21 protein-coding genes are annotated in these 24835 nt (G+C 43.2%); 16 read left to right on the top strand and 5 right to left on the bottom strand.

The genetic code is table 11. The features are described from left to right. Positions 1-28: 28 nt before the first annotated feature. Positions 29-907 carry an aldo/keto reductase gene (locus BN3769_RS07680; protein ID WP_068469237.1) on the bottom strand — a complete coding sequence of 293 codons (879 nt, stop codon included), beginning with the start codon at positions 905-907 and terminating at the stop codon, positions 29-31. Positions 908-1177: 270 nt separating this feature from the next. Between BN3769_RS07680 and BN3769_RS07675 the strand changes: the two genes are divergently transcribed. The 5 genes from BN3769_RS07675 to BN3769_RS07655 all read left to right on the top strand — a co-directional run bounded on the left by BN3769_RS07675 (position 1178) and on the right by BN3769_RS07655 (position 5682). Then, complete coding sequence (locus BN3769_RS07675; protein WP_079989471.1) at positions 1178-2050, top strand: COX aromatic rich motif-containing protein; 873 nt, start codon at positions 1178-1180, stop codon at positions 2048-2050. 8 nt (positions 2051-2058) lie between these two features. Continuing rightward, positions 2059-4017, top strand: coding sequence for a cbb3-type cytochrome c oxidase subunit I (locus BN3769_RS07670; RefSeq protein WP_068469632.1), 1959 nt, complete (start codon positions 2059-2061; stop codon positions 4015-4017). Further along, complete coding sequence (gene cyoC / locus BN3769_RS07665) at positions 4017-4595, top strand: cytochrome o ubiquinol oxidase subunit III (RefSeq protein ID WP_068469235.1); 579 nt, start codon at positions 4017-4019, stop codon at positions 4593-4595. Before BN3769_RS07670 ends, cyoC begins: the two co-directional genes overlap by 1 nt. Positions 4596-4607: 12 nt before the next feature. Continuing rightward, positions 4608-4934, top strand: a complete 327-nt coding sequence (locus BN3769_RS07660; protein WP_068469233.1) for a cytochrome o ubiquinol oxidase subunit IV — start codon at positions 4608-4610, stop codon at positions 4932-4934. Between the two features lie 184 nt (positions 4935-5118). Beyond that, positions 5119-5682 carry a type 1 glutamine amidotransferase domain-containing protein gene (locus BN3769_RS07655; RefSeq protein WP_068469231.1) on the top strand — a complete coding sequence of 188 codons (564 nt, stop codon included), beginning with the start codon at positions 5119-5121 and terminating at the stop codon, positions 5680-5682. Between the two features lie 77 nt (positions 5683-5759). Here the strand turns inward: BN3769_RS07655 and BN3769_RS07650 are convergent, their stop codons facing one another. Next, complete coding sequence (locus BN3769_RS07650; RefSeq protein WP_068469228.1) at positions 5760-8045, bottom strand: amino acid permease; 2286 nt, start codon at positions 8043-8045, stop codon at positions 5760-5762. 835 nt (positions 8046-8880) lie between these two features. On the opposite strand from BN3769_RS07650, the gene zwf reads away from it, so the two are divergent. Genes zwf through pgl form a run of 3 tightly spaced genes read left to right on the top strand, consistent with a single transcriptional unit; the run spans position 8881 to position 12301 of the window. After that, complete coding sequence (zwf, locus tag BN3769_RS07640) at positions 8881-10395, top strand: glucose-6-phosphate dehydrogenase (protein ID WP_068469630.1); 1515 nt, start codon at positions 8881-8883, stop codon at positions 10393-10395. A gap of 39 nt (positions 10396-10434) precedes the next feature. After that, a complete protein-coding gene (locus BN3769_RS07635) occupies positions 10435-11508 on the top strand; it encodes a glucose-6-phosphate dehydrogenase assembly protein OpcA (RefSeq protein ID WP_068469224.1) in 1074 nt (357 codons plus the stop codon). A 1-nt stretch (position 11509) separates the two neighbouring features. After that, positions 11510-12301, top strand: a complete 792-nt coding sequence (pgl, locus tag BN3769_RS07630; protein ID WP_068469221.1) for a 6-phosphogluconolactonase — start codon at positions 11510-11512, stop codon at positions 12299-12301. A gap of 108 nt (positions 12302-12409) precedes the next feature. On the opposite strand, the gene BN3769_RS07625 is transcribed toward pgl, so the two are convergent. After that, positions 12410-14002, bottom strand: coding sequence for a hypothetical protein (locus BN3769_RS07625; RefSeq protein ID WP_068469219.1), 1593 nt, complete (start codon positions 14000-14002; stop codon positions 12410-12412). 243 nt (positions 14003-14245) lie between these two features. Between BN3769_RS07625 and BN3769_RS07620 the strand changes: the two genes are divergently transcribed. From BN3769_RS07620 to BN3769_RS07595, 6 genes are all read left to right on the top strand, one after another. Next, on the top strand, positions 14246-15370 hold the full coding sequence (locus BN3769_RS07620; RefSeq protein WP_068469217.1) for an OTU domain-containing protein: 1125 nt from the start codon (positions 14246-14248) through the stop codon (positions 15368-15370). A 263-nt stretch (positions 15371-15633) separates the two neighbouring features. Beyond that, the gene (gene tsaD / locus BN3769_RS07615; protein ID WP_068469215.1) at positions 15634-16653 is read left to right on the top strand and encodes a tRNA (adenosine(37)-N6)-threonylcarbamoyltransferase complex transferase subunit TsaD; all 1020 of its coding nucleotides are present in this window, start codon (positions 15634-15636) and stop codon (positions 16651-16653) included. A gap of 121 nt (positions 16654-16774) precedes the next feature. After that, positions 16775-16930 (top strand): 50S ribosomal protein L33, encoded by a 156-nt coding sequence (rpmG, locus tag BN3769_RS07610; RefSeq protein ID WP_068469213.1) that lies wholly within the window; start codon positions 16775-16777, stop codon positions 16928-16930. A gap of 27 nt (positions 16931-16957) precedes the next feature. After that, on the top strand, positions 16958-19087 hold the full coding sequence (locus tag BN3769_RS07605) for an ABC transporter permease (protein ID WP_068469212.1): 2130 nt from the start codon (positions 16958-16960) through the stop codon (positions 19085-19087). Between the two features lie 2 nt (positions 19088-19089). Further along, positions 19090-19779, top strand: coding sequence for an ABC transporter ATP-binding protein (locus BN3769_RS07600; protein ID WP_068469209.1), 690 nt, complete (start codon positions 19090-19092; stop codon positions 19777-19779). A 73-nt stretch (positions 19780-19852) separates the two neighbouring features. Further along, entirely contained in the window at positions 19853-20443 is a 591-nt protein-coding gene (locus BN3769_RS07595; RefSeq protein ID WP_068469207.1) for a hypothetical protein, read from the top strand. Positions 20444-20525: 82 nt separating this feature from the next. Here the strand turns inward: BN3769_RS07595 and BN3769_RS07590 are convergent, their stop codons facing one another. After that, positions 20526-21245 (bottom strand): hypothetical protein, encoded by a 720-nt coding sequence (locus tag BN3769_RS07590; protein ID WP_068469205.1) that lies wholly within the window; start codon positions 21243-21245, stop codon positions 20526-20528. Between the two features lie 9 nt (positions 21246-21254). Beyond that, complete coding sequence (locus tag BN3769_RS07585) at positions 21255-22166, bottom strand: hypothetical protein (RefSeq protein ID WP_068469203.1); 912 nt, start codon at positions 22164-22166, stop codon at positions 21255-21257. Positions 22167-22536: 370 nt separating this feature from the next. Between BN3769_RS07585 and BN3769_RS07580 the strand changes: the two genes are divergently transcribed. Next, positions 22537-23613, top strand: a complete 1077-nt coding sequence (locus tag BN3769_RS07580; RefSeq protein ID WP_079989469.1) for a thioredoxin domain-containing protein — start codon at positions 22537-22539, stop codon at positions 23611-23613. 9 nt (positions 23614-23622) lie between these two features. Then, complete coding sequence (locus BN3769_RS07575) at positions 23623-24771, top strand: trans-sulfuration enzyme family protein (protein WP_068469199.1); 1149 nt, start codon at positions 23623-23625, stop codon at positions 24769-24771. Positions 24772-24835: the final 64 nt, after the last annotated feature.

The following is a 24835-nucleotide window of genomic DNA, read 5'->3' as shown; positions in this document are numbered from 1 at the left end:
ATTTTTGCATTTAAAGAAATTTATTTGTTTACTCTTGAGCTTTTAAGGAATCGAGCTGGGCCAATTCTTGATTAGTCAAATCGAGGGAAGCTGCAGCCGTGTTTTCTTCCAAATGGTGTATAGAAGCCGTTCCGGGAATTGGCAGCATGACAGGAGAATGGTTGAGGAGCCAGGCCAAGGCGATTTGAGCCGGAGTGGCGCCCTTCAACTTAGCTAGCTTGTCTAACGCTCCCCCTTGGCGGGCAAGCTCGCCGCTTGCGATGGGATACCAGGGAATGAAGGCCAATTGATGCTTTTCACAATAGCGCAGCACACTTTCCGATTGGCGATTATCTAAATTGTAGAGATTTTGCACTGAAACAACTTCAACGACTTTTCGCGCACGCTCTATTTCCGATACAGAAAAATTAGAAACGCCAATATAGCGAATTTTGCCTTGCTCCTGCATAGATTTAAGCACACCTAACGAATCTTCCAATCTGACCAAGGGATCAATTGCGTGAAATTGATACAGATCAATGCAATCTAGACGCAAACGCCTAAGGCTCATTTCTACGCATTGAATGAGATATTCCGGCCGCCCAACCGGAGCCCATTTATTGGGCCCTTGTCTAGTCAATCCCCCTTTGGTCGCAATAACAAGGCCTGAAGGATAAGGATAAAGGGATTTGGCAATGATATTTTCAGACACTTCCGGTCCATAGGAATCTGCGGTATCAATAAAATTGATTCCCAGCTCAATCGCTCGCCGCAAGACTGCTTGAGCCTCTTTTGAATTCTTCGGATTCCCCCATATTCCTGCACCGGTCAGACGCATGGCACCAAAACCAAGGCGATAGACGGGCAGCTCTCCACCTAAGGAAAAAATCCCGGATAACTTAGCCGGCAGATCAATCGTTTGTTTCATTTTTATCTTCCTTTGTTTATCAAAGCTTTTGAATTGATCCGCTTAATTCATTCATGCGAAAGCCCTTTTGAAGTCCATTAGCTTCAAATCCAATTAAAAAGCAAAATTTTAATCATTCTTAGATTGATAAGAGGCTATTCAATCAGCGGCAAAGAATGGTTATAGCGATATTTTGCTTGTATCATAAAAAATTAATTATTGTCTTCCCCTCTTCCCGAAAGCGTCTTTTTTCATTGATTTAAAATTTAAAATATATTTTTTATAGCAAATATGAGAAAAATCAAATTTGCTATAAGCCTTTTTTTTCTATTGAGTATAGGGCTAGTCATTTTTTTCATTTTAAAAGATGAAAATGCTTTAGTCGCTCATCCTAAAGGGATAGTTGCGCGCAGCGAGTTGAATCTCATTGTAACAAATATTCTTCTCATGCTTTTGATTGTCCTGCCAACGCTCATTTTGCTTTTCATAGCGGCCTGGAAATATCACGGTAAAAATTTAAAAGCAAAATATGATCCGGAACAAGCGCTTGGCATTTTTGGAGAGCTGCTGTTATGGATTATTCCTTCCATTGTGGTTGCAGTCATGGCAGTCATCACGTGGAATGCGACGCATGAATTAGATCCTTATCAACCTATTCGTAGCGAGCGCAAGCCCCTCACCATTCAAGTGATCGCACTTGATTGGAAATGGTTATTTATCTATCCGGAGCAAGGAATTGCCACTGTCAACTTTGTTCAATTCCCCACTCAGACTCCCATTCGCTTTGCTCTATCGGCTGATGGCTCTCCCATGAACTCATTTTGGATTCCACAGCTGAGCGGACAAATCTATTCCATGACGGGAATGGTTACGCCGCTCCACCTCATGGCCGATGAGCCCGGTGAGTATAGGGGAAGGGCGGCGGAAATCAATGGACAAGGCTATGCCGATATGACTTTTATTGCAAAGTCTACTTCGCAACCAGAATTTGAAAATTGGGTCTCTTTGGTCAAGCAATCTCCTTTACGGTTGACTGATCCCCTTTACAATGACCTTGTCAAACGCTCCCAAAATCATCCCATTACCTTATATTCATCCGTTGAAAAAAATTTATTTAATAAAATCGTGGAAAAATACATGCATCCCCATTCAACAAAACAATGAAAGACTTCATCTTTGGAAAACTCACTTTAGATGCACTGCCTCATCATTGGTATACAATAGGGGCGACCGTTTTTATTGTGCTCATGGGAATCGCAGCAGCAATTATTCTGACGAAAACTAAGCGATGGGGCTGGCTCTGGAAGGAATGGCTTACCTCGACCGATCCCAAAAAGATTGGAACGATGTATATTCTCTTTGCCGCTCTCATGTTCTTTCGCGGATTGGTCGATGCCGGGATGATTTGGCTTCAGCAAGCGATTGCCGCAGATTCGCAAGGCTATCTTAGCGCGGATCATTTCCAACAAATTTTCACGGCGCATGGCGACATTATGGTCTTCTTTGTCACCATGGGTTTTTTCTTTGGGCTAATGAATTGGATCGTGCCGCTTCAAATCGGCGCTCGCGATCTCGCTTTTCCCTTCTTGAATTCGCTCGGCCTTTGGCTGACTATTGCCGGCGGCGCTCTTATCAACTTGTTTTTTATGATCGGCGGAGATTTTGCCAATACAGGCTGGCTGGCGTTTGCCCCGCTATCAGAGCTAGAATTCAATCCAGGCGTTGGAGTGGATTACTTGATTTGGAGTTTGCAGCTATCCGGACTTGGCAGTCTGCTTGCAGCCATCAACTTTATTGTGACGATCATAAAAAAACGGGCGCCTGGGATGACGTTGATGAAAACGCCGCTTTTCATTTGGACATCTTTCTGCGGCATGATTCTGATTATCTCCGCCTTTCCTGTCCTCACTGCAACGACACTGCTCCTTTGGCTTGACCGCTTTTTAGATATGCATTTTTTTACGACCGGATTCGGCGGAAATCAAATGATGTACTTTAATCTCATTTGGATGTGGGGCCATCCCGAAGTCTATATTTTGGTCTTGCCGGCCTTCGGCATGTTCTCGGAAATCGTCGCTACTTTTTCGCAAAAGAAAATATCCGGCTATGTGTCCATGGTATGGGCAGCGCTTGCCATTACCTTTCTTTCTTACTTGGTCTGGCTGCATCATTTCTTTACAATGGGGGCCGGCGCCAGCGTGAATTCCTTCTTCGGAATTGTGACCATGCTCATCGCCATTCCGTCTGGAGTGCAAGTCTTCAATTGGATTTTAACCATGTTTAAAGGCCAGGTGCATTTTGCTTCCCCTATGTACTGGTTTATGGGTTTTATTGTTCTTTTTTGCATAGGCGGCATGGCAGGCGTATTGATGGCCGCTCCGCCTGCCGACTTTCAAGTTCATAATAGTTTATTCCTGATCGCCCACTTCCATACCATGATTGTCGGAGTCGCCTTGTTTGGAATCTTTGCAGGGATCACCTATTGGTTTCCCAAAATCATGGGATTTAAACTCGATGAGCGGCTAGGCAAGCGTGCTTTTTGGTTATGGCTGATTGGATTTTTCGTGTCCTTCCTTCCCCTTTATTTATTGGGATTCATGGGAGCGACGCGGCGGCTTGACCATTATTCCGCATCGACCGGTTGGCAGCCTTTATATCTTACAGCCCTGTTGGGATTTATCCTTATTTCATGCGGAATCCTGACACAAGTCATTCAAATTATTGTCAGCATTAGGGAAAGAAAACAGCTGCGAGACGTAACTGGAGACCCTTGGAATGGACGGACGCTTGAATGGGCGACCGCTTCCCCTCCGCCATTTTATAATTTTGCCGTGATTCCAACTGTTACAAGCCGCGAAGAATTTTGGAGCATGAAGAAAGAAGGCCGCAAACCATCAAAGCAATATAAAGATCTTTTATTGCCCCGCTATACGGGCATGGGAATTTATATTTCAGGCTTTGCTTTCTTACTGGGATTTGCTCTCGTTTGGCACATTCTCTGGCTATTCATGGTTGGCCTTGCAGGCGCAATTGCCTGCGTGATTAGGATTTCCTTTGATGAAGAGATGGAGTACGTGCTACCCGCCGCAGAGGTTGCACGGATTGAACAATCAATGGGTCGGGGGGCCTGATGGAAAGCGAAGCCAATTTGACAGAAGACACAAAAGTCTTCGGGTTTTGGATTTATTTAATGACCGATCTCATTATTTTTGCAGTTCTTTTTGCCGCTTTTGCCGTTTTACGCAATAGCAACTTTGGCGGCCCTTCCGGACGAGAGCTTTTTCATTTGCCATTAGCGCTTGCAGAAACGCTTATCCTGCTTACCAGCAGTTTTACCTGTTCCCTTGCCATGATTGCTGCTCAGCAAAAACAGAAAACGCCGGCTATTTTCTGGTTTCTCATGACCTTTGCATTAGGGATGGCTTTCCTCTTTATCGAGATTTCCGAATTTTCTCGCTTGATAGATGAAGGAGCCGGTTGGCAGCGAAGCGCATTTTTGTCTTCATTCTTTACGTTAGTGGGAACCCATGGATTGCATATATCTATAGGATTGTTGTGGATGATCGTCGCGATGGTCAGAATTGCGCTGCGCCCCCTTATTGCATCCAGCCTTTCCAGGATTTTTCGGATGGCCCTTTTCTGGCACTTTCTCGATATTGTCTGGATTTTCATATTTACCGTTGTCTATGGAATGGAATATCTTACATAAAGAGGGAACCCTATGCAAGGAATACTCACCTGGCGCATCACCGGATTTGTCCTATCTCTTATCCTCACCTTCGCCACTTATTTTATCGTCCTTTATCCCGACTCTTTTTATTTAAAGGCTCGGCAGGCAGCTATTGTGATTTTTATCCTAGCCCTCTTTCAGTTGACGGTTCAACTTATCTTTTTTCTCAATCTATGGCGCGAAAAAGGCCCTCTTTGGAATTTGGGCTTTTTCCTCTCCACCGTTTTTCTCATTTTTACCATTATCTTCTTCTCTATTTGGATAATGGATAATCTCAATTATAATATGATGCCCTCATTAAGCAGGTTTGCGAAATAGCAAAGAACAACTTGAATACAGCCTCTGCAAGATGGATCAATGGCATAAAGACGCTTATCAAAAAGCATATTTTTTTTTGATTTAAATAATCACTTAACCGTTCTTCGATCAATCCCTAAATTGACAAACTTTCAGTAAGTTGATAAAGCTTATCCATGGGAATAACTAAACAAAGGAGGGTAAGATGGAGAGAAAACTTAAAGATTTAAGGGTAGCCATTCTGGTTGCCGATGGTTTCGAACAAGTCGAGATGACGGAACCCAAAAAAGCGCTCGATCAAGCGGGAGCCAAAACGACTATTATTTCTCCTGCAAAAGGTAAAGTCAAAGGATGGAACCATAAAGAATGGGGAAATGAATTTACAGTAGACAAAGAGTTGAATCAAGCTAAGGCCGATGATTACGATGCTCTTTTGCTGCCCGGCGGAGTGATGAATCCGGACACTTTGCGCATGGATCCTGCTGCTGTCAATTTTGTAAAGGCCTTCGTTGAAGCAGAAAAACCTATTGCCGCTATTTGTCACGGTCCGTGGACTTTAATCAATGCGGAAGCTGTGGAAGGCCGAACATTGACCTCTTGGCCTTCCATTAAGACAGATCTCATCAATGCCGGCGCTAATTGGGTTGACAAACAGGTTGTCAAAGACGAGCTCTTGGTCACAAGCCGCAAGCCAGATGATATTCCGGCTTTCAACACGGCAATGCTTGAAGTATTTTCCCAAGCCCAAAAAGTCGGCCAGAAGCATTAAATAACCTGAGTTTGGAGTTTTTTTGCTCTCATTTCATCTCTTGTAGTTTTAAAGGACTACAAGAGATGATCCAGAGGTTAAACTTCCATGTCTTTGAAATCCATTTGCACCTGCATAACTTCTTGCAAGTTTGTTTGCTCGGCGCTCATCACTAATGCAACTGGAGGAAACTCGGCACCTTTTTGCGGAAGAGCTTGGAAATAACGCGCATAATCTTCCAAGGACTCTCCCTCTTCAGGCGCCCGCATGCTCAAAAAAACCATCGCCGCTTGCGAAGAGAATTCTTTCAGGATAGCCAATTGCTCTTTTTCCGGATCGGAAGCGACAAGCACTGTTGTCTCAATTTTTAAGCGATTATGCTTAATAAGTTCTTGGAATTCTTGCAAACGCTTAGCGCGCAGCTCTTCATTAGACACGACGCTGGCCAAGCAAATGCGAGTGCGTTTCCAATCAGGATTTTTACGCAGCATGTAAGCCAAAACAAGCATCAGTTCAACATTGCGGTGCAATTTATCATCCCACCAAATGTGAATATCCCCTTTGACTTTTTGCCGATAAGAATGGGCGGGCGAAGCTTTTTGCTCTTCATTGACAATGACAACATTGCGCCCGCGCTTATGCGCAAGCGTAATGACTTCCAAATAATTCATTAGATTTTCTTCTTGCGATGTTCCTCCGCAAACAATCGTGTTAGGCATCAAAGGACCAATGCCATAATGAGCGATCATTTGCTTCATGCCCGAAGCGACTGTTTTGGCCTGATGAAGATGAACTAAAGCCTCAATCTTATGATGCTTCAGCAGGGTTTTAATAGTATGATCCTGTTCGGAAATTTGCTCTTGAGACGCTTGATCGGGCGAGAAAAAGGACGCGACCGTCAAGAATCCTTTTGTCTGGGTAATAGCCGTCGAAAAACTTAGAATATGATCGGATACCTGCGAAGGCTTGCCCGTAAAGACCAAAAAATGTGGTCGCCAGGAGCGTGAAGAGGGAAGCGCATGGGCTAGGCGGTAAATAGCGAAGCGGGAGAAATACATGAGTATGCCATAGCGAATATCTTCCCAGGTCGCCTGGAGCTTTTTTCCCTTTAAAACGGCATAAATGACCAACACTAATAACAACGCTAAAATGGCGGCTCCAGAATTAATCATGAGCATGGCAATTAAACATAAGACCGTTCCCGTAAAAGAAATAGCCCAAGGCATGGGGAAGGTTGGCCGCCAGCTCGGATTAGCCATTAAATCTTCTAATCCAGCTGCCAGATTAAGCATGGCATAGCAGATCAAACAGACCATTGTCAGTAATGGAGCAATAATATTAATGCTTCCAAAACAAACTCCCACAAGAGCCAAAGCAACAGTAAGAGCTGTTGCCAGCCTAGGCTCACGATAAGGCCCATACTCTTTCGCTAAAAATTTTGGCAAAATGCCGTCTTCTGCTAAAGCCTGCAAGGTACGAGGGGCCCCTAGCAATCCTCCAATCGCGCTAGAAAGCGTCGCTCCCCAAATTCCCAGGATGATCAACGATTCGAATTTTGCAACGTGTTGGATGACCATAGGATCGGAAATAAGCTGTTCTTGAGAAATATGCTGCCAAAGAAAAATAGAAATGGTCATGTAGACCGCATAAGCCGTTAGTACTGCTGTAATGGTTCCAAGAGGAAGCGAACGGCTAGGGTTTTTTAAATCGCCAGATAGGGATGCGCTCGACTCAATTCCCGTTAGAGCCGGAAAGAAAATGGCAAAAATTCCCCAGAAAGATGGCGAAGCTGTATTAACTGGCGTATAGGAATGATTAGCCAGCATTCCCTCTCCTCCGGCAAAAAGGGAATAAAGAGAAGCTATGATAATTCCAAAAATCACCATCTGTATCTTTAAGGCAAAATTCGTAGAGACATAAGCCAATATAGTTAAAACAGCGAGAGTCACAACACCAATGGCCGGCAATGAAAATTGGGGAAAAAGATCATGGAAGGATTCTGCAAATCCCACGATGCAAAAAGAAATACTGACACTTTGCTTCAAGAACAGAGGCAACCCAATCGCGCTGCCCACTTCAATCCCAAGAGCCCGCGAGATCATGTAGTAGGCGCCGCCTTTACCTACTTTAATATTTGTGGCAGCTGCAGACATGGACAAAATGGTAATCAAGGTAATAAGCGAAGCGAACGTTACAATGAATAAAGTTGAATAGAGGCCCGCACTACCCAAAATCCATCCTAGTCGAAGGAAGATAATCACCCCAAACATCATTAAGATGCTTGGAACATATACACCAAAAAATGTACCAAATTTCGGCTTTTGATCCACGCCGGTTGCTTCAACAGGCACCGATTGGAATTCTTTTGCAAGCGTAAAACTCATAAGCCACTCCTATTTAATGACAAAGTTGAATGAGTGTACGGTTATTCCCTCTTTTTATCGCTTTACTCTCCTTTCTTTTAAAAAAAGGAATACGCGCAAAAGAGCGGTCTTAAACCAGAATTATTTGCCGACGCCATTCAACAACGTTGTTTATGAAAATAGGGAGGAAAGAAAAAGCGAAAACGCTACTTTAGCTAAAATGGCTTTAACTCTAAACTTTGGATTTAGAATCTTAGAGCCTTTCTTTGAATAGCTAACAGCCTATATTCGAGATTATTTTCTCTAGGAACTCGCTCTGTAGACTAAGAAATAAGGAGGCCATATTTCAACCAATATAGCCTTCTTATTTTTGCGAACTTCTAGAACACGGATCTAGGCCATTATGATTCAAAGAATGGCTTCTTTGGAGTTTTTTTAAAACTGCTATGCGTTTAAAAAAATCCCCTTAGCAATTAAGCTAAAATTCGCTTTCCTGTTTCATCCCCGCTAAATAGATTGAAGAAGATTCACCTTGTTCCTTGCTAAGGAAGCTTGAACTGACGATGGTCAGACAAAATGGGATGAAAACAAAACCCTATCTAGTTAGCATCGCATATATCTTTTTTTTAATGCAAGCAACATTTTAGTTTGACTTAAATTTTAGCTTAATTCGTTGATCTGCTGTATGAGATAAGCAGTCAAGTTAAAGAAGATCCACGCAACCGCTATTGGATTAAAATGGTTAATCAATCGGATTAAATTTCACATAGATTCGGAAATGCTGATTCGCTATGCTAAATTTTAAAAGTTTATTGAGTAAGTTATGACAACCACACCTTCTTTTATCAATCCTTTAATGGATGTCAATCGATCCACTAAAATAGCAGAATCCTGTATCTTAGTCATTTTTGGCGCCACGGGAGATTTAACTGCGCGAAAATTGGTACCGGCGCTTTATAATTTAGCGCGCGAGGGCTTGCTCCCTGCCCACTTTGCCTGTGTAGGCTTTGCAAGGCGCCCCAAATCAAATGAGGACTTCCGCAATGAAATGCTGGAGGCGGTCAATAATTTTTCGCGCTCCAAGCCTGTCGACCAACAACTTTGGAAAACATTCAAAGAGCAGCTCTACTATCATCAATCCGAATTCCATGAAGATGAGGGATATGAACGACTAAATGCGTTCCTTCATCAGCTTGATTCTCAAATGGGAACTAAAGGCAATCGGGTTTTTTATCTTTCGGTTCAACCAAGCTATTTTCCCACTATAGTGGAAAAACTTAGCCAGCATCATTTAATTTATCCGGTTGATTCTGTCAAAGACAAATGGAGTCGGATCATCATTGAGAAGCCCTTTGGGCGCGATTTTGAGTCAGCCAAGCAGCTTCAGCAAGATTTAATCAAGCATTTAGACGAAAGCCAAATTTATCGCATTGATCATTACTTGGGAAAAGAAACTGTTCAAAACCTTCTCGTCTTGCGCTTTAGCAATCCCATTTTTGAATCCGTTTGGAACAACCGCCATATTGATAACATTCAAATTACCGTCGGCGAAGAAATTGGCATTGGAACCCGAGGGCGCTTTTGGGAAGAAGCCGGCATGCTGAGGGATATTGTTCAAAACCATATGATGCAGCTCTTAACGTTGGTCGCTATGGAACCTCCAACTAATTTAGGCGCCAATGCCATCCGCGATGAAAAAGTCAAAGTGCTCGAATCCATCCGTCCCATTCCCCTTCATTCCATTGATGAGGTTGTGATTCGCGGGCAATATGGCCCTGGCTTTATTAATGGCGAGCCTGTCAAAGGATATCGCCAAGAGGAAAACGTTAATCCGGAATCTAATATAGAAACATTTGTGGCCATGCAACTCTCGATCGACAATTGGAGATGGGTCGATGTTCCTTTTTACCTGCGGGCAGGCAAAAGGCTGCCGAAACGGGCAACAGAAATTGCCATAACCTTTAAACGGGCGCCCGGCTATTTGTTCGAAGGAGCTGCCTCCCAAATTGATCCAAACGTCTTAGTGATTCGCATTCAACCGGATGAAGGGGTTTCTCTTAAATTCAATTGCAAAGTGCCGGCTCTTGATACGGTCCAGCCTGTCAAAATGGATTTCCGCTATGGGTCTTATTTTGGCTCGGCACCTCCCGAGGCTTATGAAAGGCTTATTTGTGACTGCATGGCGGGAGACAATACGCTTTTTGCCCGAGACGATGAAGTCATCACCTCATGGAAGCTCTTAACGCCCATTTTAGAACATTGGGAAGCCACGCCACCTAAAGAATTTCCCAATTATGCATCCGGTACTTGGGGGCCTGAAGAAGCCGAAAGCCTACTGCAGCGCCAGGGACGCCACTGGAGGCTCATTTAATCCATGCCTAGGTATTTAAATTTTATTTAGCGAGCCGATATGGAAACAAAAGAAAAAATGTCATCAGCAAACATCCAAGCTGAATTAAACCGCTTAAGCGATGCACAGCCTGGCGCATCCAAAGCCTGCCTATTTACATTAATTGTCTATACTCAAGATTCGCATCGGATCGATTATTTCAAAGGCATTGTCAACCTGATTATGCAGCAGTTCCCCTGCCGCCTCATTTTTATTCAAGGCAATCAGATGACAGATTCTCCTTATTTGCACGTTCATGTTTCAACCGGTATTGAGAAAAAAAAGCACGAGATCACAAGCGATCAAATTTTTATTGAAGCGGGCGGCAGCGACCTTGCGCGTGTTCCTTTTCTTGTGTTGCCCTATTTGATCCCTGATTTGCCCATCTACTTGCTTTGGGGTCAAGATCCAATCACGGAAAGAATTATCCTTCCCCATCTTCAAAAGTTTGCAACCCGCCTGATTTTTGATTCTAAATGCACAAAAGACTTAGAGCATTTTAGCAAAATGATGCAAAGCCTTCTTTCTTCCAATTCAAACCAGATTATTGATATGAATTGGGCGCGCATCGGAGGGTGGCGAGAAGTCGTGGCAGAAACCTTTGATACGAAAGAACGATTGGAGCAACTAGCGACAGCCAGCCTTATTAAGATCGTCTATAATGACCGCCCCAGCCCCGGCTATTTTCATTTAGAAACGCAAGCCATTTATTTGCAGGCTTGGCTTGCCTCTCGTTTAAAATGGGAATTTGTCAAGGCTGAAAAGCAAGAGGAGGGCTATCTGCTGCATTATCACAGCCAGCATGGCCCTTTGCAGATCCGCCTTTTGTCGGAGACCCGCCACAATTTATTGCCTGAAGAAATTATCGAGTTTGAAGCTTCCGACCAAGAAAATTATGTTTGCAATTTGAAGCGCCAAGACAACAACCAAGTCGTCGTGCATTCCTCTAACCAATACCAATGCGAACTGCCTTTCACGCTTGTCCTGCCGACTTTGCGCTCGGGAAGAAGCTTCATGCAAGAGATTTTTTATCAAAAAGTGAGCGAGCAATATGCCTCAATCCTTAATTTGATCAGCTTAGTCAAATGGAGATAGCATGGAAGACTTTCAATGGCGACAGTTTATTCAATCTTTTGATGAACGCCGGGATATTATCATTCCGGGCGATGCCCAACAAACAATCTCTTTTTGCGCTCAGCAATTTATCGAGATTGGACAACAAGCCATTGCAAGTCATGGTTTTTTTGCCGTCGCCTTATCGGGCGGCCAGACTCCACATGCTATTTTTAAAGAACTCAGCCAGCCCGCTTACCGCCAAAAACTAGATTGGAAAAAAGTGCTTTGCTTTTGGAGCGACGAGCGCAGCGTCCCTCCCGACCATCCGGAAAGTAATTACCTTACAGCTATGCAAGCCGGGCTAGCCACCCTCCCTATTCCAAAAGAACACATTTTCCGCATGCAGGCAGAGATGGATATAGAGGAAAATGCAGCCAACTATGAATCTTTAATCCGTCAGTGGATCCCTTCATGCAGCTTTGATCTTGTTATGCTCGGAATGGGTGAAGATGGGCATACCGCTTCTTTATTTCCACGCACGCATGGCCTTCACACAAAAGATCGCTTGGCAATCGCAAATTACGTTCCGCAAAAGCATACCTGGCGGATGTCTTTGACCTATGAATGCATCCACGACGCCAAAGTCATTTGCATTTATGCCTTGGGAAAGAGAAAAGCGGCAATGGTCGCAGACGTGTTAATGGGCCCCTACGATCCAGATAATTATCCCGTGCAAAGAGTCGGCACATCTGCACACAAAGCTCTTTGGATTCTGGATAAAGAAGCTAGTGAAAAGCTCGTTCAATCTTTAGGCTTGAAGTCTGAGGTTTAAAATCCAAGTTTGAAAGAAACATCCCTTCCCTTTCAAAAAAAAATCCCTACTTGGATCATCCAAGTAGGGATTTAACAAATAAATAAGCGCTGTTAATCAATCAATTGATTAAACAACCTCAATCCTATCGGCATACAAAGCCAATTCAACTTTTGCCTCTTCGCCAATTGTTTGTACACGACGATGATTTTTCTCTTTCTTGACAGAGACAGCCATTCCATCTATAGATGCAGCCGTGCGATGGAACCTAGGCGACACGGAAGCGGAAAGCGCTTGCTTGATCACATCGGAAGAGACGCGCGCATGCCCTTTGTTCTCTTCTTTTGCTTTTTCTGCCTGAGAGGTTGGATTAGTCTTGGCAAATTCTTTTAAGAATTTTCCGAGTTCCCTGACATAGTTAATCTCTTTTTGATGCTTATTAATATATTGCATTTCCACTTTTTCGTTAGATTGAGGATTATCTATATATTTTAAATACAAATCCACCTTGCCTTGCAATTCCTTGAGCATCACTAGATCCGGGTTATTTTGCTCGATTGAGTCCCTAAAGGCTTGCTCTGACTCTATGATTTCCTCATAGGCCCGGCCAAATTGATGGTATACAACAACAGCCTTGATCGCTTTTGCAGCCCATTCAACCTTTGTTGATGGAATCTTGGTAATGAAATTATTAATCTCGTCAATTGCCTCTTTCCGCGAATGATCTACTTCTTTAGGAAGAAGGGCGTCATATTTTTTAAAAGCAGCTTCAACAGTTTTTTGACTTTGCTCCAAGCACGCCAAATCTTTTTTTAAGGCTTCTTTATTCTTTTCAAAAGCCGCTCTTTTTTCATTAAATTCTTCATCGCCCGGTACGGCATAATTCGGATTAAAAATATTAGTCATTTCATCTTGAAGCGTTTTAGACACTTCAATGCGTTGCATGGCCGTTACATAAATTTCATGAGCTTTTCTTACAGTTGAAGAAAATGTATCCAAACTTTCCTTTTTCAATTTCTCTTGTAAATTTTCAATAGTTTTTTGAGCTTGCTCTAAAGCTTCACTCGCCTGTTTGCGAACATCGGCTGCATAAGCTTTTAGCAAAGGAGCCTTTTCTTTTTTCCCCATCTGCAGCTTTTGTTGAAGGGCCTCCAATTGAGCTAAACTTTCCCTTAAATCAAAGACAGAGGATTCCAATAATTCTTCTAATGCTGGATTAGAGAACCCTTCTAAAACACCTATCAAGGATTCAATGTTTTCAGACCTTTGCTTTACAGTCGCATCAAGATTCTCTATATCCTTAGAGTGCAGAGTTAAACAATCAAACGCGTTCTGCTCAGCCTGATAAGCGGCTATTTTCTTGTTTATTGTTCTAGAAAGCAGAGAATTATCAATTCCCTTGAAAGGATCGACATATGCGTCTCGCTGAGCAGCAACCTTCAGATTTCTTTCCACCAACTTATATGCCCTTTTCTGAAGTCCTTTAAATCGATGCGCATAAGCAGCAGACCCTTCTTGAATATCGGTACCCGGCTGCAAAAGAAGATTTTTAACCTTTTCATCTATTTTCGCAAAAATCGTCCCATCTATTTTAGCCTGCCCATTTAGATAAGAATAAGACTTGGACTGAACCCACGATTTAACTTCTGCTGTCCTTTCCTGAATAGATCGATTGAATGACCCCACTACATTGGTTAAAGAGAATCCAACTGCAGTATTCATGATAATTTTCCTTTAAATTTGATAAAAAAATTAGCTTTTTATTAAAGCTATAGCTAAAAAATTTAGCTTAGCTAATTGATGATAAATATTCAACCACCATTTAATTAATAAAAACTTTACACATTCTTAATATAAAAATTCCACCCAACAAGTAAATTTAAAAAAATTTAAAAGCGGAAATTTTATCAAATTATTTTTAAAATAAATTATCATCCAAAATAAAATAATTATCAATCAATAAAAATGACAATTCAAACCGAACTTACATTTTTTAATTATTACATTCTTTTTCCTTACCAAGCCCCAAGCCCTCGGCTAAGACAAGTGTATTGGATTTCATCGATAGCAATTGGTATTTTAACGGCAGGTATTGTTCATGCTGCGTGTGCACTTGTTTATACAATAAATAAAATGCGACGATGCGTATCTTCCCCTGCTCGCGTTCAACAGCAAGTCCCTCTTCATTTGGCTTTTCCTTCTCAGCCGCCCAATCCGATAAATCATATTTCACGCCTATTAGCGGATAAGTGGGCCCTTTCTCCTTTCGATGAAGAAGCAAAAACGGATCAAGAGATCAGACGCAATAAGCCCTTTAAAGAATGGATTCCTGCCGAATACAAATTCGCCCAGTCGCCTATTAGGAAAAACCTAGAGGAGCTTCTAAATGATAGACCGGCCCTTAAGCAGGCGCTATTTTTAGGAATCCGAGGAGATGGAGACTGCACCTCTCGTGCTTTAGGCATCGGTTTATTATTACAGCAAACAGCTCTACAACCGTCTCCATTAGCTAGCCTACAGGCTTTTTGTCAGCAATTGCAAGGCATTCGATCTTGGCTAGAGCTGGAAGCTCAATCGCAAGACAATGCGTTAACTGCGCAAGTCCGCTCTCAGCTTCAAGCTCGCCTCCCGCAATTTTTTGAAAGGATAGACCAGCTGCTTGCTCGCTGCACCGCCATTAATGTACAAGAAGAAATCCTGGCCTGCTGCCAAGATGAAGCGTTCAATCGCGCCTTCATCAGCTTCTTAAAAACGGCAGCGGCCTTGTACGTCTTCACCAATCGAGATAAACTGCCCAATAGCTGCTCCAATACCTTGCTCATAGAAAGCGAGGGACACGGGAATGAAGAGGCTTATCTTAGAGACAAAGTTGAGACGGATCAGCCTTTTAATCCAGCTTTATTTGGCAATTTGACAGATGCCTATGCGTTAAGCCAACTATTTAATCAATCCATTCATTGGATTCGCATTCAACGAAACAGCGGAAGCCCGGAGCATCGCCCGATTATTGCTTTTAATGCAAAAGAAAGCCCGCAATCTCCGCTTTATATTCTTAATCGACCTGGGCACAGCGATCTATTGCTTTTGTAGAAAAGAAACATCAAAAGAAAGCCTTCAAAAGGCAAGTCCTCACTCACTTATCATCCGAGTATTTTTGAAAATTTATTCTTCAAGGATGTGAAGAGACCTTTATCGAATTGCTAACGTCCTATATTTGAGATTATTTTATTCTCTCGGAAGGCCGGATAAGGGGAAATAGCGTAAATCTTGGCCATTATGAATTCAAAGATTGTCTCTAAACTCCCTTATCTGTAAAATTATTATGTTTATTAAACTAACCGATTGATTTTAATATGCTTGTATTAGGAATTGAAAGCACTTGCGATGAAACGGCATGCGCCGTGGTGCGCGAGGGAACGCACATTTTATCTAACATTGTCGCCTCTCAAATTGATCTGCATAAAGAATATGGAGGGGTGGTTCCTGAGCTTGCTTGCCGGCGCCATATCGATCTTATTATGCCTGTCCTTCAACAAGCGCTGCAGCAAGCTCAAGTGAGTATGGCCGAGATCGATTTAATTGCAGTTGCCCATGGACCAGGCTTAATAGGCGCTCTTTTGATAGGTTTAAATACCGCCAAAGCCTTGGCTTTTGCTCATCAAAAGCCCTTTATTGGCATCAATCACATCGAAGCGCACCTTTATGCAGCTTTAATGTCGCATGGAGAACCTGTCAGCTTCCCTTGTTTGGGAGTTGTTTTATCGGGAGGGCACACGGCTTTGGTGCTTATGAAAGAGATAGGCGTCTATCAGTTGATCGGACAGACCGTTGACGATGCTATTGGAGAGGCCTTTGATAAAGTTGCGAAAATGCTCGGCCTCCCTTATCCGGGCGGTCCCCAGATTGAGCGGCTTGCGCGAGCGGGCAAAACAGGCGTCTATACTTTCAAAGCCGGACAAGTAAAAGGAAGGCCTTTCGACTTTTCTTTCAGCGGTCTAAAAACAGCAGTGCTTTATACCTTAAAAGGCCCAAAAGGACAACAGCCGCTAGAGAATTTATCTATGCAAGAGGCATGCAATCTGGCAGCCGCTTTTCAACAAGCCGCTTTAGAAGACGTAGTCAAAAAGACCTTGGCGGCTGCAGACCGGCACCAGGTTCGAACGATTCTTTTTGGAGGAGGCGTAACTAATAATCAACGCTTAAGAGAATTATTTAATCAAGCCAATCCGCATCAAACTTATATTTGGCCTTCCGTCGGACTCAGTTTAGATAATGCGGCCATGATTGCCGGTTTAGGATATCATCGCTATGCCAAGCAAGGCGCTGGCGATCCTCTTTCGCTTGAGCCTTTGGTCCGCATTCCATTTGTTTAATTTGCCAATAAAGCGAGCTTTCGCCTTGTTTTAAGAAAACCTCTAATAATCATTGAAATTAAATCATTTGTTGGATTATTATAGTGCCTTTTAAGAAAACCCCTCTTGATGGAGCTTATAAATGGCTAGCAAACGTGAAAAAATTAAAATGAAAAGTTCTAAAAGCCACTTTCATTATTATACAACAAAAAACAAAACAAAGACCCCAGAGCGTTTAACACTAGTTAAGTACGATCCTGTTATACGCGAAAGAGTTGAATTTAAAGAAACAAAGTAATTTCTCTTAATTATTCTGCGTGGGGCTATGTTTGAGCTTTCTGTCGCCTGCAAATATCTTATTCCCCGCCGGCGGCAGCTCTCTGTTTCCATCATTAGCCTCATTTCTGTTTTAGTCATTGCTCTTGTTGTTTGGTTGATTGTTGTTTTCTTCTCGGTTACAGATGGATTAGAAAAAAGTTGGATCCAAAAACTAACCGCGTTGACAGCGCCTGTCCGCATTACGCCAACAGAAGCTTATTACCACTCTTATTATTATCAAGTCGACAGCATCAGTGAAGCATCCGGCTATAGTCATAAGACGATTCGAGAAAAAAAAGACGCTTCAATAGCCGATCCGTATAATCCGGAATATGACGAAGAGATTCCCGCTTATTGGCCTGCACCCGACCGACAGGCAGACGGCTCTTTAAAAAACCTTGTTCAATTGGTCTATTCCTCTCTTGGCGAGATCACAACTATTCCGGGGCTAACTGCCCAAGACTTTGAATTGACAGCTAGCCATATCCGCTTGCGATTGATGCGCGAAATGCCTGTTTTGCATGCGCACAACCTCTTTGGGGGAACAACGCAATCGTCTTTGTCCTATCCGACTTATCTAGGGAACTTGGAAACCGATAATCCGCATTTAGAACGGACGCTGCTACCCATCGATAGCAAGGATTTAAACAATCTTCTTCAGCTTCTACCGTTGGCGACTGATGGCAAGGAAGAAACTAATGATAAGCTCTTTCTACCTCCTCCGCTCTTTCAAAAGAAGCTCAAAGCTTTTTTTACCCACATTATTGTCACTCGCTTGCAAGCGCGCTCTTTTGGCTGGACGATCCCTCGCTCATTATTACCTGAAGAAGGAAAATGGGTTGTCTGCGCAATCTGCAAAGACCAAACGCCCGTCCGCCTTGTCGTCCCAGGCGCAATTCAAGCGATTGGAGAGGTGCAAAAGTCTTTAGAAGAACAAGGATTATCTTCCATCCAAGGAGAGGTTGAATGGAATAAAGACCAAATGGCGCTTCGCTTGCCCGGTCAGGATCCCAAACCAGTCGCCCCGCAGATCCCTTTGACGCTGGCGGCAGGCACCTCTTTTTCCGCCCGCTTAATTCCCGCTTCCCTAGAGCAGGCCCGCCGACTGGAAGATGTCAAATTTGACATAGAAGCATCCATCCAAAATACCCTTTTGACAGGCCTCATCCCCTATCGCGGCGTGGAAATGGCTACAACGACTTTTTCAAATGCCCTTTCGACCGAGGCCTTTATCCCCTGGCTGCACCGCGAGGCAAGCGGCTATATCCTCCCTCGCGATCCGGATGTGGGAGAAGGCATTGTTTTGCCTAAAAGTTTTAAAGATGCGGGCGTTCTGATTGGAGACCGCGGCTTTCTCAGCTATTTCGCTGCAACGGCCAGTTTGTTGCAGGAACAGCTGATTCCTGTCTATGTAGCCGGCTTCTATGATCCCGGCATTATCCCTATCGGCGGAAAATTTATTTTAGCCAATCCCAGGGTCACTTCCTTAATACGCGCCTCGCATCAGCCGGACGACAAATCGTCTTTGACCAATGGAATCAATGTCCGCTTTGACCGTTTAGAACAAGCCGATGCGGTTAAAGAACAGCTCTTAAAGGCTTTTAAAGACAAAGGCATTAGCCGTTATTGGAATGTGGAAACGTATCGGGAATACGAATTTACCAAAGAAATTATCCGCGAGCTTCAAAGCCAAAAGAACATTTTCTTGCTTATTGCGATTGTTATTATTGTCGTCGCCTGTTCTAACATTATTTCCATGCTCGTCATTTTGGTGAATGACAAGAAAGTCGAAATTGGCATTTTACGCTCGATGGGAGCTTCTTCGAAAAGCATTGCCCTTATTTTCGGTCTAGCTGGCGCAGCCATTGGCATTATCGGAAGCGTTTTGGGCATCGGAGCGGCCATTTTCACCCTACAACATTTGGGCACTTTAATTAGTTTGCTGAGCCGTCTGCAAGGATATGATATGTTTAACGCCTCCTTCTATGGCGATGTGCTTCCGCATGAATTGAGCTATGAGGCATTGTTATTTGTTCTAGCAGCGACCTGCGCCATCTCTCTTTTGGCAGGCATTGTTCCTGCTGTGAAGGCCTGTTTGCTGCGCCCTTCGCACATTTTGAGATCGACAGGAGGATGAGAATGAATGCGTCCGATGAACAAAAGATCTTATTAGAAGCCTGCAACATTCATAAGGCCTTTTACCATCCTCTTCCTGTCAACATTTTGCAGGGCATTTATTTACGCGTCAGGGCTGGAGAATCCGTTGCCATTGTCGGACGCTCCGGTGAAGGAAAAAGCACATTATTGCAGATTCTTGGCACCTTAGAGCTCCCTTGTCAAGGCTCTCTTAGCATTAATAACCGGCAGGTCTCTTCTTCCAATCGCGCCTTCATCCGCAATGCTTGGATCGGATTCGTTTTTCAATCTTTTCATCTCTTAGAAGACTATACCGCGCTTGAGAATGTTTTAATGCCCGCCCGCATTGCCCGTAAAAGCGTGGCCAAAGGCAGCCTGGCCGAACAAAGAGGACTAGAGCTCTTAGCCAAAGTCGGTTTGGCCGAACGCGCCCACTTTCACACCAAATTGCTCTCCGGAGGAGAAAAACAGCGCGTAGCGCTTGCTCGTGCGTTATGCAACGACCCTCAAATTATTTTTGCCGATGAGCCCTCAGGCAACCTGGACCGGCAAACCGCTAACCTCATTCATGAAATGCTGCTGGGATTTGTCGAAGACAAGAAAGCCCTCGTGCTTGTTACACATGACAAGGAATTAGCGCGGCTGTGTTCAACCCAATACGAACTCATTAATGGCCAGCTTTTGCCCCTGTAACCGTTAAAATTAAAAACTTAGGCGATACAAAAACCTTGCTACAGGCTAAATAATCCACTGAGAAGGACCTCTTATGCCCAAAGCGACTTCTTCCTTAGTTTCCCTTCCAGCTTACACCCAGGCTTTAATCTTTAAGCCTGAAAAGCACATAAAAAAGAAAAAAATCTCGCTCAGATCAAGTAAAGTCTCCCACACCTCTCTCCAAGCCATCAAGAATCTCCATCACTGCCTCAAACACATGGTCCATGTTCGCTATGATTTGAAAAGCCGCATTCAACAAGAAGAAGGGACCTATCGCCAAGTCGTCAGCATGCAGAAAACCCTGAAAAAGAATGTGTCTTATACGCTTTCCTTGATCAGTAAATTACATTTAATCATGGAAGGATGCCGCAATGAAGCCCTGTTTAAAAGCTCTTTTTTTATCACTGAGAAAATGAAAGCAACGATTATTCGCTTGCACTATGCATTAAAAACGCATTTGTCAGAATTAAACCGTTCCCTTCAGGATCTTGAAGACATTAGCTTTTCTCTTGAAGATCTAGACTGGGAATTACAGCAAGAAGAGCAAACCCTTTTATTCCACCATAAAGGACAAGCCCGTCCTTTATCGATTCCGGAATTAATTGCCGCCGTTAGAAAATTGAGAAGACAGTATCTAAATTAAATTTAAAATCTTCATTAAGAAATAAGCGCAAATTATTTTTGCTTATAGCAATAAAATTTAGGAAAAGCGAGTTTTATCGCAATTAAAGCGGAGGCAGAAAAGAGCCAATTAATTTAGCTCGCTGAGGAACTGTAGAAACAGCATCTTTATCCAAATGCCCTGCCAAGCGATTGCAGAAATGCGCATATTTATAAAGAAGCGGAATAAATAAAATATTCTGAACAATGCCTTGGATAATGAGAAATAAAGGCACGGCTCCACGATTAGACAAGTGCAATCCCACTCGATTGGAAAATCGATAGGCAATAGAGAAGCTTATTTGATTCAAAATCGTATCCCTAAAAACAGACCAAATGCGAAAGCGGCACATCTCCAGAAAAGAGGCTTCTTTGACATTATCTTGCGTCACGCTATAAGAAGGGCGGATTCCCAATAAACGCGAAACAGCCTCGTCAATGCGCCTGACAAGACCCTGATAAGATTGAATGACTTTCCAAGCATAGACGCGCAACCTATCCTTTGAAGAAAGCACCGATGAATGCTGAAGTTGTTCAGCTTCAGCTATATAATCCAATCCTCTTTTCCCTAGCCACATGCAGCTTTGTTTAATTTGATAAGCGAGCACAAAACAGGCAGCATAGCTTAAAGGCGCCCAATTATTTTGGGAATAAAGGACGCGGACACCCAATCCATATAAAGCCCCTGCTGCTGCGGCCATTCCTATTGATTGGGCAGAGGAATAAACATGATCCGGAGCGGGGAGAAAACGGACTAAGGGTGAATTTAAAAGAGCCGTCCACATAACATTAGCCTACCCTGCATGCACAGGACGGCGCTGCATAAAGGCATCAAAGAACTGCTCTGGATTAAGAAATCGAATCTGTCTATTCATCCTATCCGGCAATCTAACAGTCTGCAGTTCTTCAGCTACAGAAACTTGTTGCGGCTGTTGCGCAGGCTGTTCTTGATTATTGACCTGCTCGATCAAAGGAGGCCCGGCGGCTTCTTGGGCTCTTCTCTCTAATGCGGCATATTCTTCATCAATTTTTTCATACACTTTTTGGATTTTAGACAAGAATCCATTTAAGAAACCAAGCCCTTGCAGCACTAAGAATATTTGCGTTCCGGGAACCGTATACCCCAAGGACCCTGCCAGCATAAATCCTAGCTGCTGAGGCACAGAAAATTTCATCATATCCCCGATTTGATTCCAAAACTCCCTTCGCGCAATTTCTAAGAAGTAAAGATCTATGTCTCGAATGTGCTGAGCCTCAATTTGCCGGGTCGTCCGAATGCCCAAAGCCCATGAGAATACTGCATCTACCCGTTTGTTAATATTTTCAACTGTTCTTACGACGCTCCAGCTACGATGTCTTAACTTATCGCTGAGATAAACTTGTTGGCCAACAGGCATATTCTCATAAACAGCCCGCTCTCCCATCGCTTTGAGCGCTATAAAATGAACAAGCTTTGCCGTCTCAACAATAGCGGCTCCAACCACGCCTGCAAAAATATAAGGAAAAGAAGAGGGGGGAGGAGAACCGGCGAGGCCAATCCAAGAAAAAACCCGCTCCATCCAATAAAGCCCGTAGCCAATAACACCGCCGACCGTCAAATTTAAAATTCCCTCAACGACAGGATGAGGAGGAGGAAGCTCCTCTATCGGTTGAGATGTTTGATTTTGGTCGGAAGCGCCGTTTGTTTGTATTGAGCCAATACCCATTTTTCTCACAAAAAAAAACAGTTAATTTAATTCATAAAATAAAGAATTTTATTTTAGTTGTAATTAATTGTCAATTAATAACAAATTAAATTTAACCCATTTCAACTCAACAAAAAATTTCTTGACAGATACATCCTAAATTTAAAGAATTACTAACAACTTGGGTTTGGAGTTTTTTACCTTTGGACTGCGTCAAAGCCTCGCAATGAAAAAGTAAGAACAGGTTCATTTTTAATTAGCCTGTTTATCATTTTTTCATCTCCGAAGCTTTGACGCAGTCCAAAGGCAAAAAGCTTCAAACACAAGTCAATGACGCAAGTTCCCTTGTGTATGTACCTAAAGTTAATCAATCAACTTCTGAAAGGCGCTAATGAACCCATCATCTTCTTACTCTAGAATGGAAACCACATCGAAATTTCAATGGGGTTTTTGGATTATCAACATAGCATTGCTGGCAGGTTTTATTTTATCTATTTTATCTTGGCTGGAGATTTGCGTAGAGCATTGTTCGGCTAATCAGGACTATCGTTTATTCAGTTTCCCCTTTTCTTATATAGGAATGACATTTTTTTCCACTTTGCTCGTCCTGCATTTTTTTTCCAGGCATTCGGTTTTTCTCACACAATTAACAGGCTGGCTGATTGCTTCTGCCTTAGGAGCCGAAGGGGTGTTTATCGCTGTGCAAAAGTATCAAATTGGCCATTGGTGCCCAGTTTGCTTAAGCATAGCTCTTTCGGTTGGCATAGCCGGAAGCGTTTTTTTTATTAGGTACATGAAAACTCTTTACACAGCTTTTCAACAAAGCAAGCGAGGTAGCGTTATGAATCAAATTAAACAAGGGTTGATGTCTGTTTCTTTTATTTTTTTGGGTGCCATCATGGCCTTCTTTGGCGTCGCAAAGGCTAATACAGCGGAAGCCGCTATCAATGATATCAAGAGCCGCTTAGCGTTTGGCTCGAAAAACAGCCCCGTAGAGGTCTATTTTGTGACGGATTGGTTTTGCCCCGCTTGTAAGAAGGTGGAGCCTGAAGTGGAAAAGATTCTCCCATCCATTGAATCTAAAGCAACTTTATATTTTATCGATTATCCCATTCATAAAAAAAGCCTCAATTTTACCCCTTATAATTTGGCTTTTCTGATTAATAACAAATCCGACTATCTTGAAGCCCGCTATGGCTTAGCTCAATTGACGCAGCAGACCGAGGCTCCAACGGATGAAGATGTCATGGCAATGGCAGAAAAATATCAAATTCCGTTTAAAGAATTGACCTTCTTGGACGTTAAAACTGGGATGGAATATTTTGAGAGCATTATCGATAAATACAATTTAAATTCGACGCCTACAGTGATTATCACTAATCCGAAGAAAAATAAAGTGATCAAGCTAGAAGGCCGTGATGAGATCAGCAATGAGAAGATTCTAAAGGCGATCAAATCTGTCAGCTAAAGGCCATTTATGGAGTTTGCAACTCGAGCGATTCATATCGGATGGGAGCCTGATCCGCTTACAGGATCTGTCATGCCTCCCATTTATATGACATCTACATTCGCTCTAGACGCTCCAGGGCACAGCAGAGGATTTGAATATACGCGGGCCAATAATCCCAATTTTGTCATTTTAGAAAAGACGCTAGCGTCCCTTGAAGACGCAGCCTATGCAACAGTCTTTTCTTCCGGCATTGGGGCTCTAATGGCCCTTGCTTCTACTTTATCAAAGGGAGATAAAGTCCTCGCCATCGATGGCATCTATGGCGGGACTTACAGGCTTTTTAACCAGATCCTCGATCAATTTGGAATTGAGTTTATTACCCTATTTTCCACCTCTTTTGAAGAGATCGATCAGGCGCTAGCCGTCCACAAGCCCAAATGGCTGCTTTTTGAGACGCCTACCAATCCTTTAATGAATATTTTCGATATTGCAGAATTGGCCAAGCTGGCCAAGCGGCATGGCGCCTTATCCGTTGTCGATAACACATTTGCCTCCCCTTATTGCCAGAATCCCTTCAACTGGGGAGCTGACATCGTTTGGCACAGTACCACAAAGTATATCGGCGGACATTCGGACGTGCTGGGAGGGGTCGTCATGTGCCAAGACGAAAACTTTAAGAAGAGAATGGACTTTGCCAGAAAGACCTTAGGCGTCAATCCAAGCCCTTTTGATTGCTGGTTGATCACGCGAGGCGTTAAAACACTGAAGGTCCGCATGGAGCAGCATCAGAGAAATGCCTTAGCCATCGCTCAATTTTTAAAGCAGCACCCCAAGGTGAAACAAGTCAATTATCCAGGCCTTCCTTCTCATCCCAATCACGCCTTGGCAAAAAAGCAAATGCGCGCCTTTAATGGCATGCTATCGGCCGAGTTTCACCTTTCCTTAGACGATACCCTTAAAATGATTGCTTCCTTTCGCTATTTTACCTTAGCTGAGAGCTTAGGTGGCATTGAATCGCTTGTCAGCCATCCTGTTACCATGACCCATGCAATTATCCCCAAACAAGAGCGCGACCAATTAGGCCTTCGCGATGGGCTGGTCCGTTTTTCCATTGGGTTGGAAGAGGCGTCCGATCTCATTGAAGATTTAGAGAACAGTCTAAAGCGTATTGGTTGATAAATGAAATAGGACTCGCTCTCTTTCATTGGGGGCCGATCACAAAAATTGGTTGATAAAAACT

The organism is Candidatus Protochlamydia phocaeensis, assembly GCF_001545115.1.
In the GTDB taxonomy this organism is placed as follows: Bacteria; Chlamydiota; Chlamydiia; order Chlamydiales; family Parachlamydiaceae; genus Protochlamydia_A; species Protochlamydia_A phocaeensis.
This window is presented reverse-complemented; position numbering and strand designations above follow the sequence as displayed.

Excerpts from the sequence above, each read along its gene's own strand:
- BN3769_RS07580 (WP_079989469.1), top strand. The coding sequence starts at position 22,537 with ATGAACCCATCATCTTCTTACTCTAGAATGGAAACCACATCGAAATTT.
- BN3769_RS07620 (WP_068469217.1), top strand. The coding sequence starts at position 14,246 with ATGACAATTCAAACCGAACTTACATTTTTTAATTATTACATTCTTTTT.
- BN3769_RS07680 (WP_068469237.1), bottom strand. The coding sequence starts at position 907 with ATGAAACAAACGATTGATCTGCCGGCTAAGTTATCCGGGATTTTTTCC.
- BN3769_RS07600 (WP_068469209.1), top strand. The coding sequence starts at position 19,090 with ATGAATGCGTCCGATGAACAAAAGATCTTATTAGAAGCCTGCAACATT.
- BN3769_RS07605 (WP_068469212.1), top strand. The coding sequence starts at position 16,958 with ATGTTTGAGCTTTCTGTCGCCTGCAAATATCTTATTCCCCGCCGGCGG.
- BN3769_RS07660 (WP_068469233.1), top strand. The coding sequence starts at position 4,608 with ATGCAAGGAATACTCACCTGGCGCATCACCGGATTTGTCCTATCTCTT.
- BN3769_RS07650 (WP_068469228.1), bottom strand. The coding sequence starts at position 8,045 with ATGAGTTTTACGCTTGCAAAAGAATTCCAATCGGTGCCTGTTGAAGCA.
- BN3769_RS07590 (WP_068469205.1), bottom strand. The coding sequence starts at position 21,245 with ATGTGGACGGCTCTTTTAAATTCACCCTTAGTCCGTTTTCTCCCCGCT.
- BN3769_RS07655 (WP_068469231.1), top strand. The coding sequence starts at position 5,119 with ATGGAGAGAAAACTTAAAGATTTAAGGGTAGCCATTCTGGTTGCCGAT.
- BN3769_RS07635 (WP_068469224.1), top strand. The coding sequence starts at position 10,435 with ATGGAAACAAAAGAAAAAATGTCATCAGCAAACATCCAAGCTGAATTA.
- BN3769_RS07625 (WP_068469219.1), bottom strand. The coding sequence starts at position 14,002 with ATGAATACTGCAGTTGGATTCTCTTTAACCAATGTAGTGGGGTCATTC.
- BN3769_RS07675 (WP_079989471.1), top strand. The coding sequence starts at position 1,178 with ATGAGAAAAATCAAATTTGCTATAAGCCTTTTTTTTCTATTGAGTATA.
- rpmG (WP_068469213.1), top strand. The coding sequence starts at position 16,775 with ATGGCTAGCAAACGTGAAAAAATTAAAATGAAAAGTTCTAAAAGCCAC.
- BN3769_RS07585 (WP_068469203.1), bottom strand. The coding sequence starts at position 22,166 with ATGGGTATTGGCTCAATACAAACAAACGGCGCTTCCGACCAAAATCAA.
- BN3769_RS07595 (WP_068469207.1), top strand. The coding sequence starts at position 19,853 with ATGCCCAAAGCGACTTCTTCCTTAGTTTCCCTTCCAGCTTACACCCAG.
- pgl (WP_068469221.1), top strand. The coding sequence starts at position 11,510 with ATGGAAGACTTTCAATGGCGACAGTTTATTCAATCTTTTGATGAACGC.
- cyoC (WP_068469235.1), top strand. The coding sequence starts at position 4,017 with ATGGAAAGCGAAGCCAATTTGACAGAAGACACAAAAGTCTTCGGGTTT.
- BN3769_RS07575 (WP_068469199.1), top strand. The coding sequence starts at position 23,623 with ATGGAGTTTGCAACTCGAGCGATTCATATCGGATGGGAGCCTGATCCG.
- tsaD (WP_068469215.1), top strand. The coding sequence starts at position 15,634 with ATGCTTGTATTAGGAATTGAAAGCACTTGCGATGAAACGGCATGCGCC.
- zwf (WP_068469630.1), top strand. The coding sequence starts at position 8,881 with ATGGATGTCAATCGATCCACTAAAATAGCAGAATCCTGTATCTTAGTC.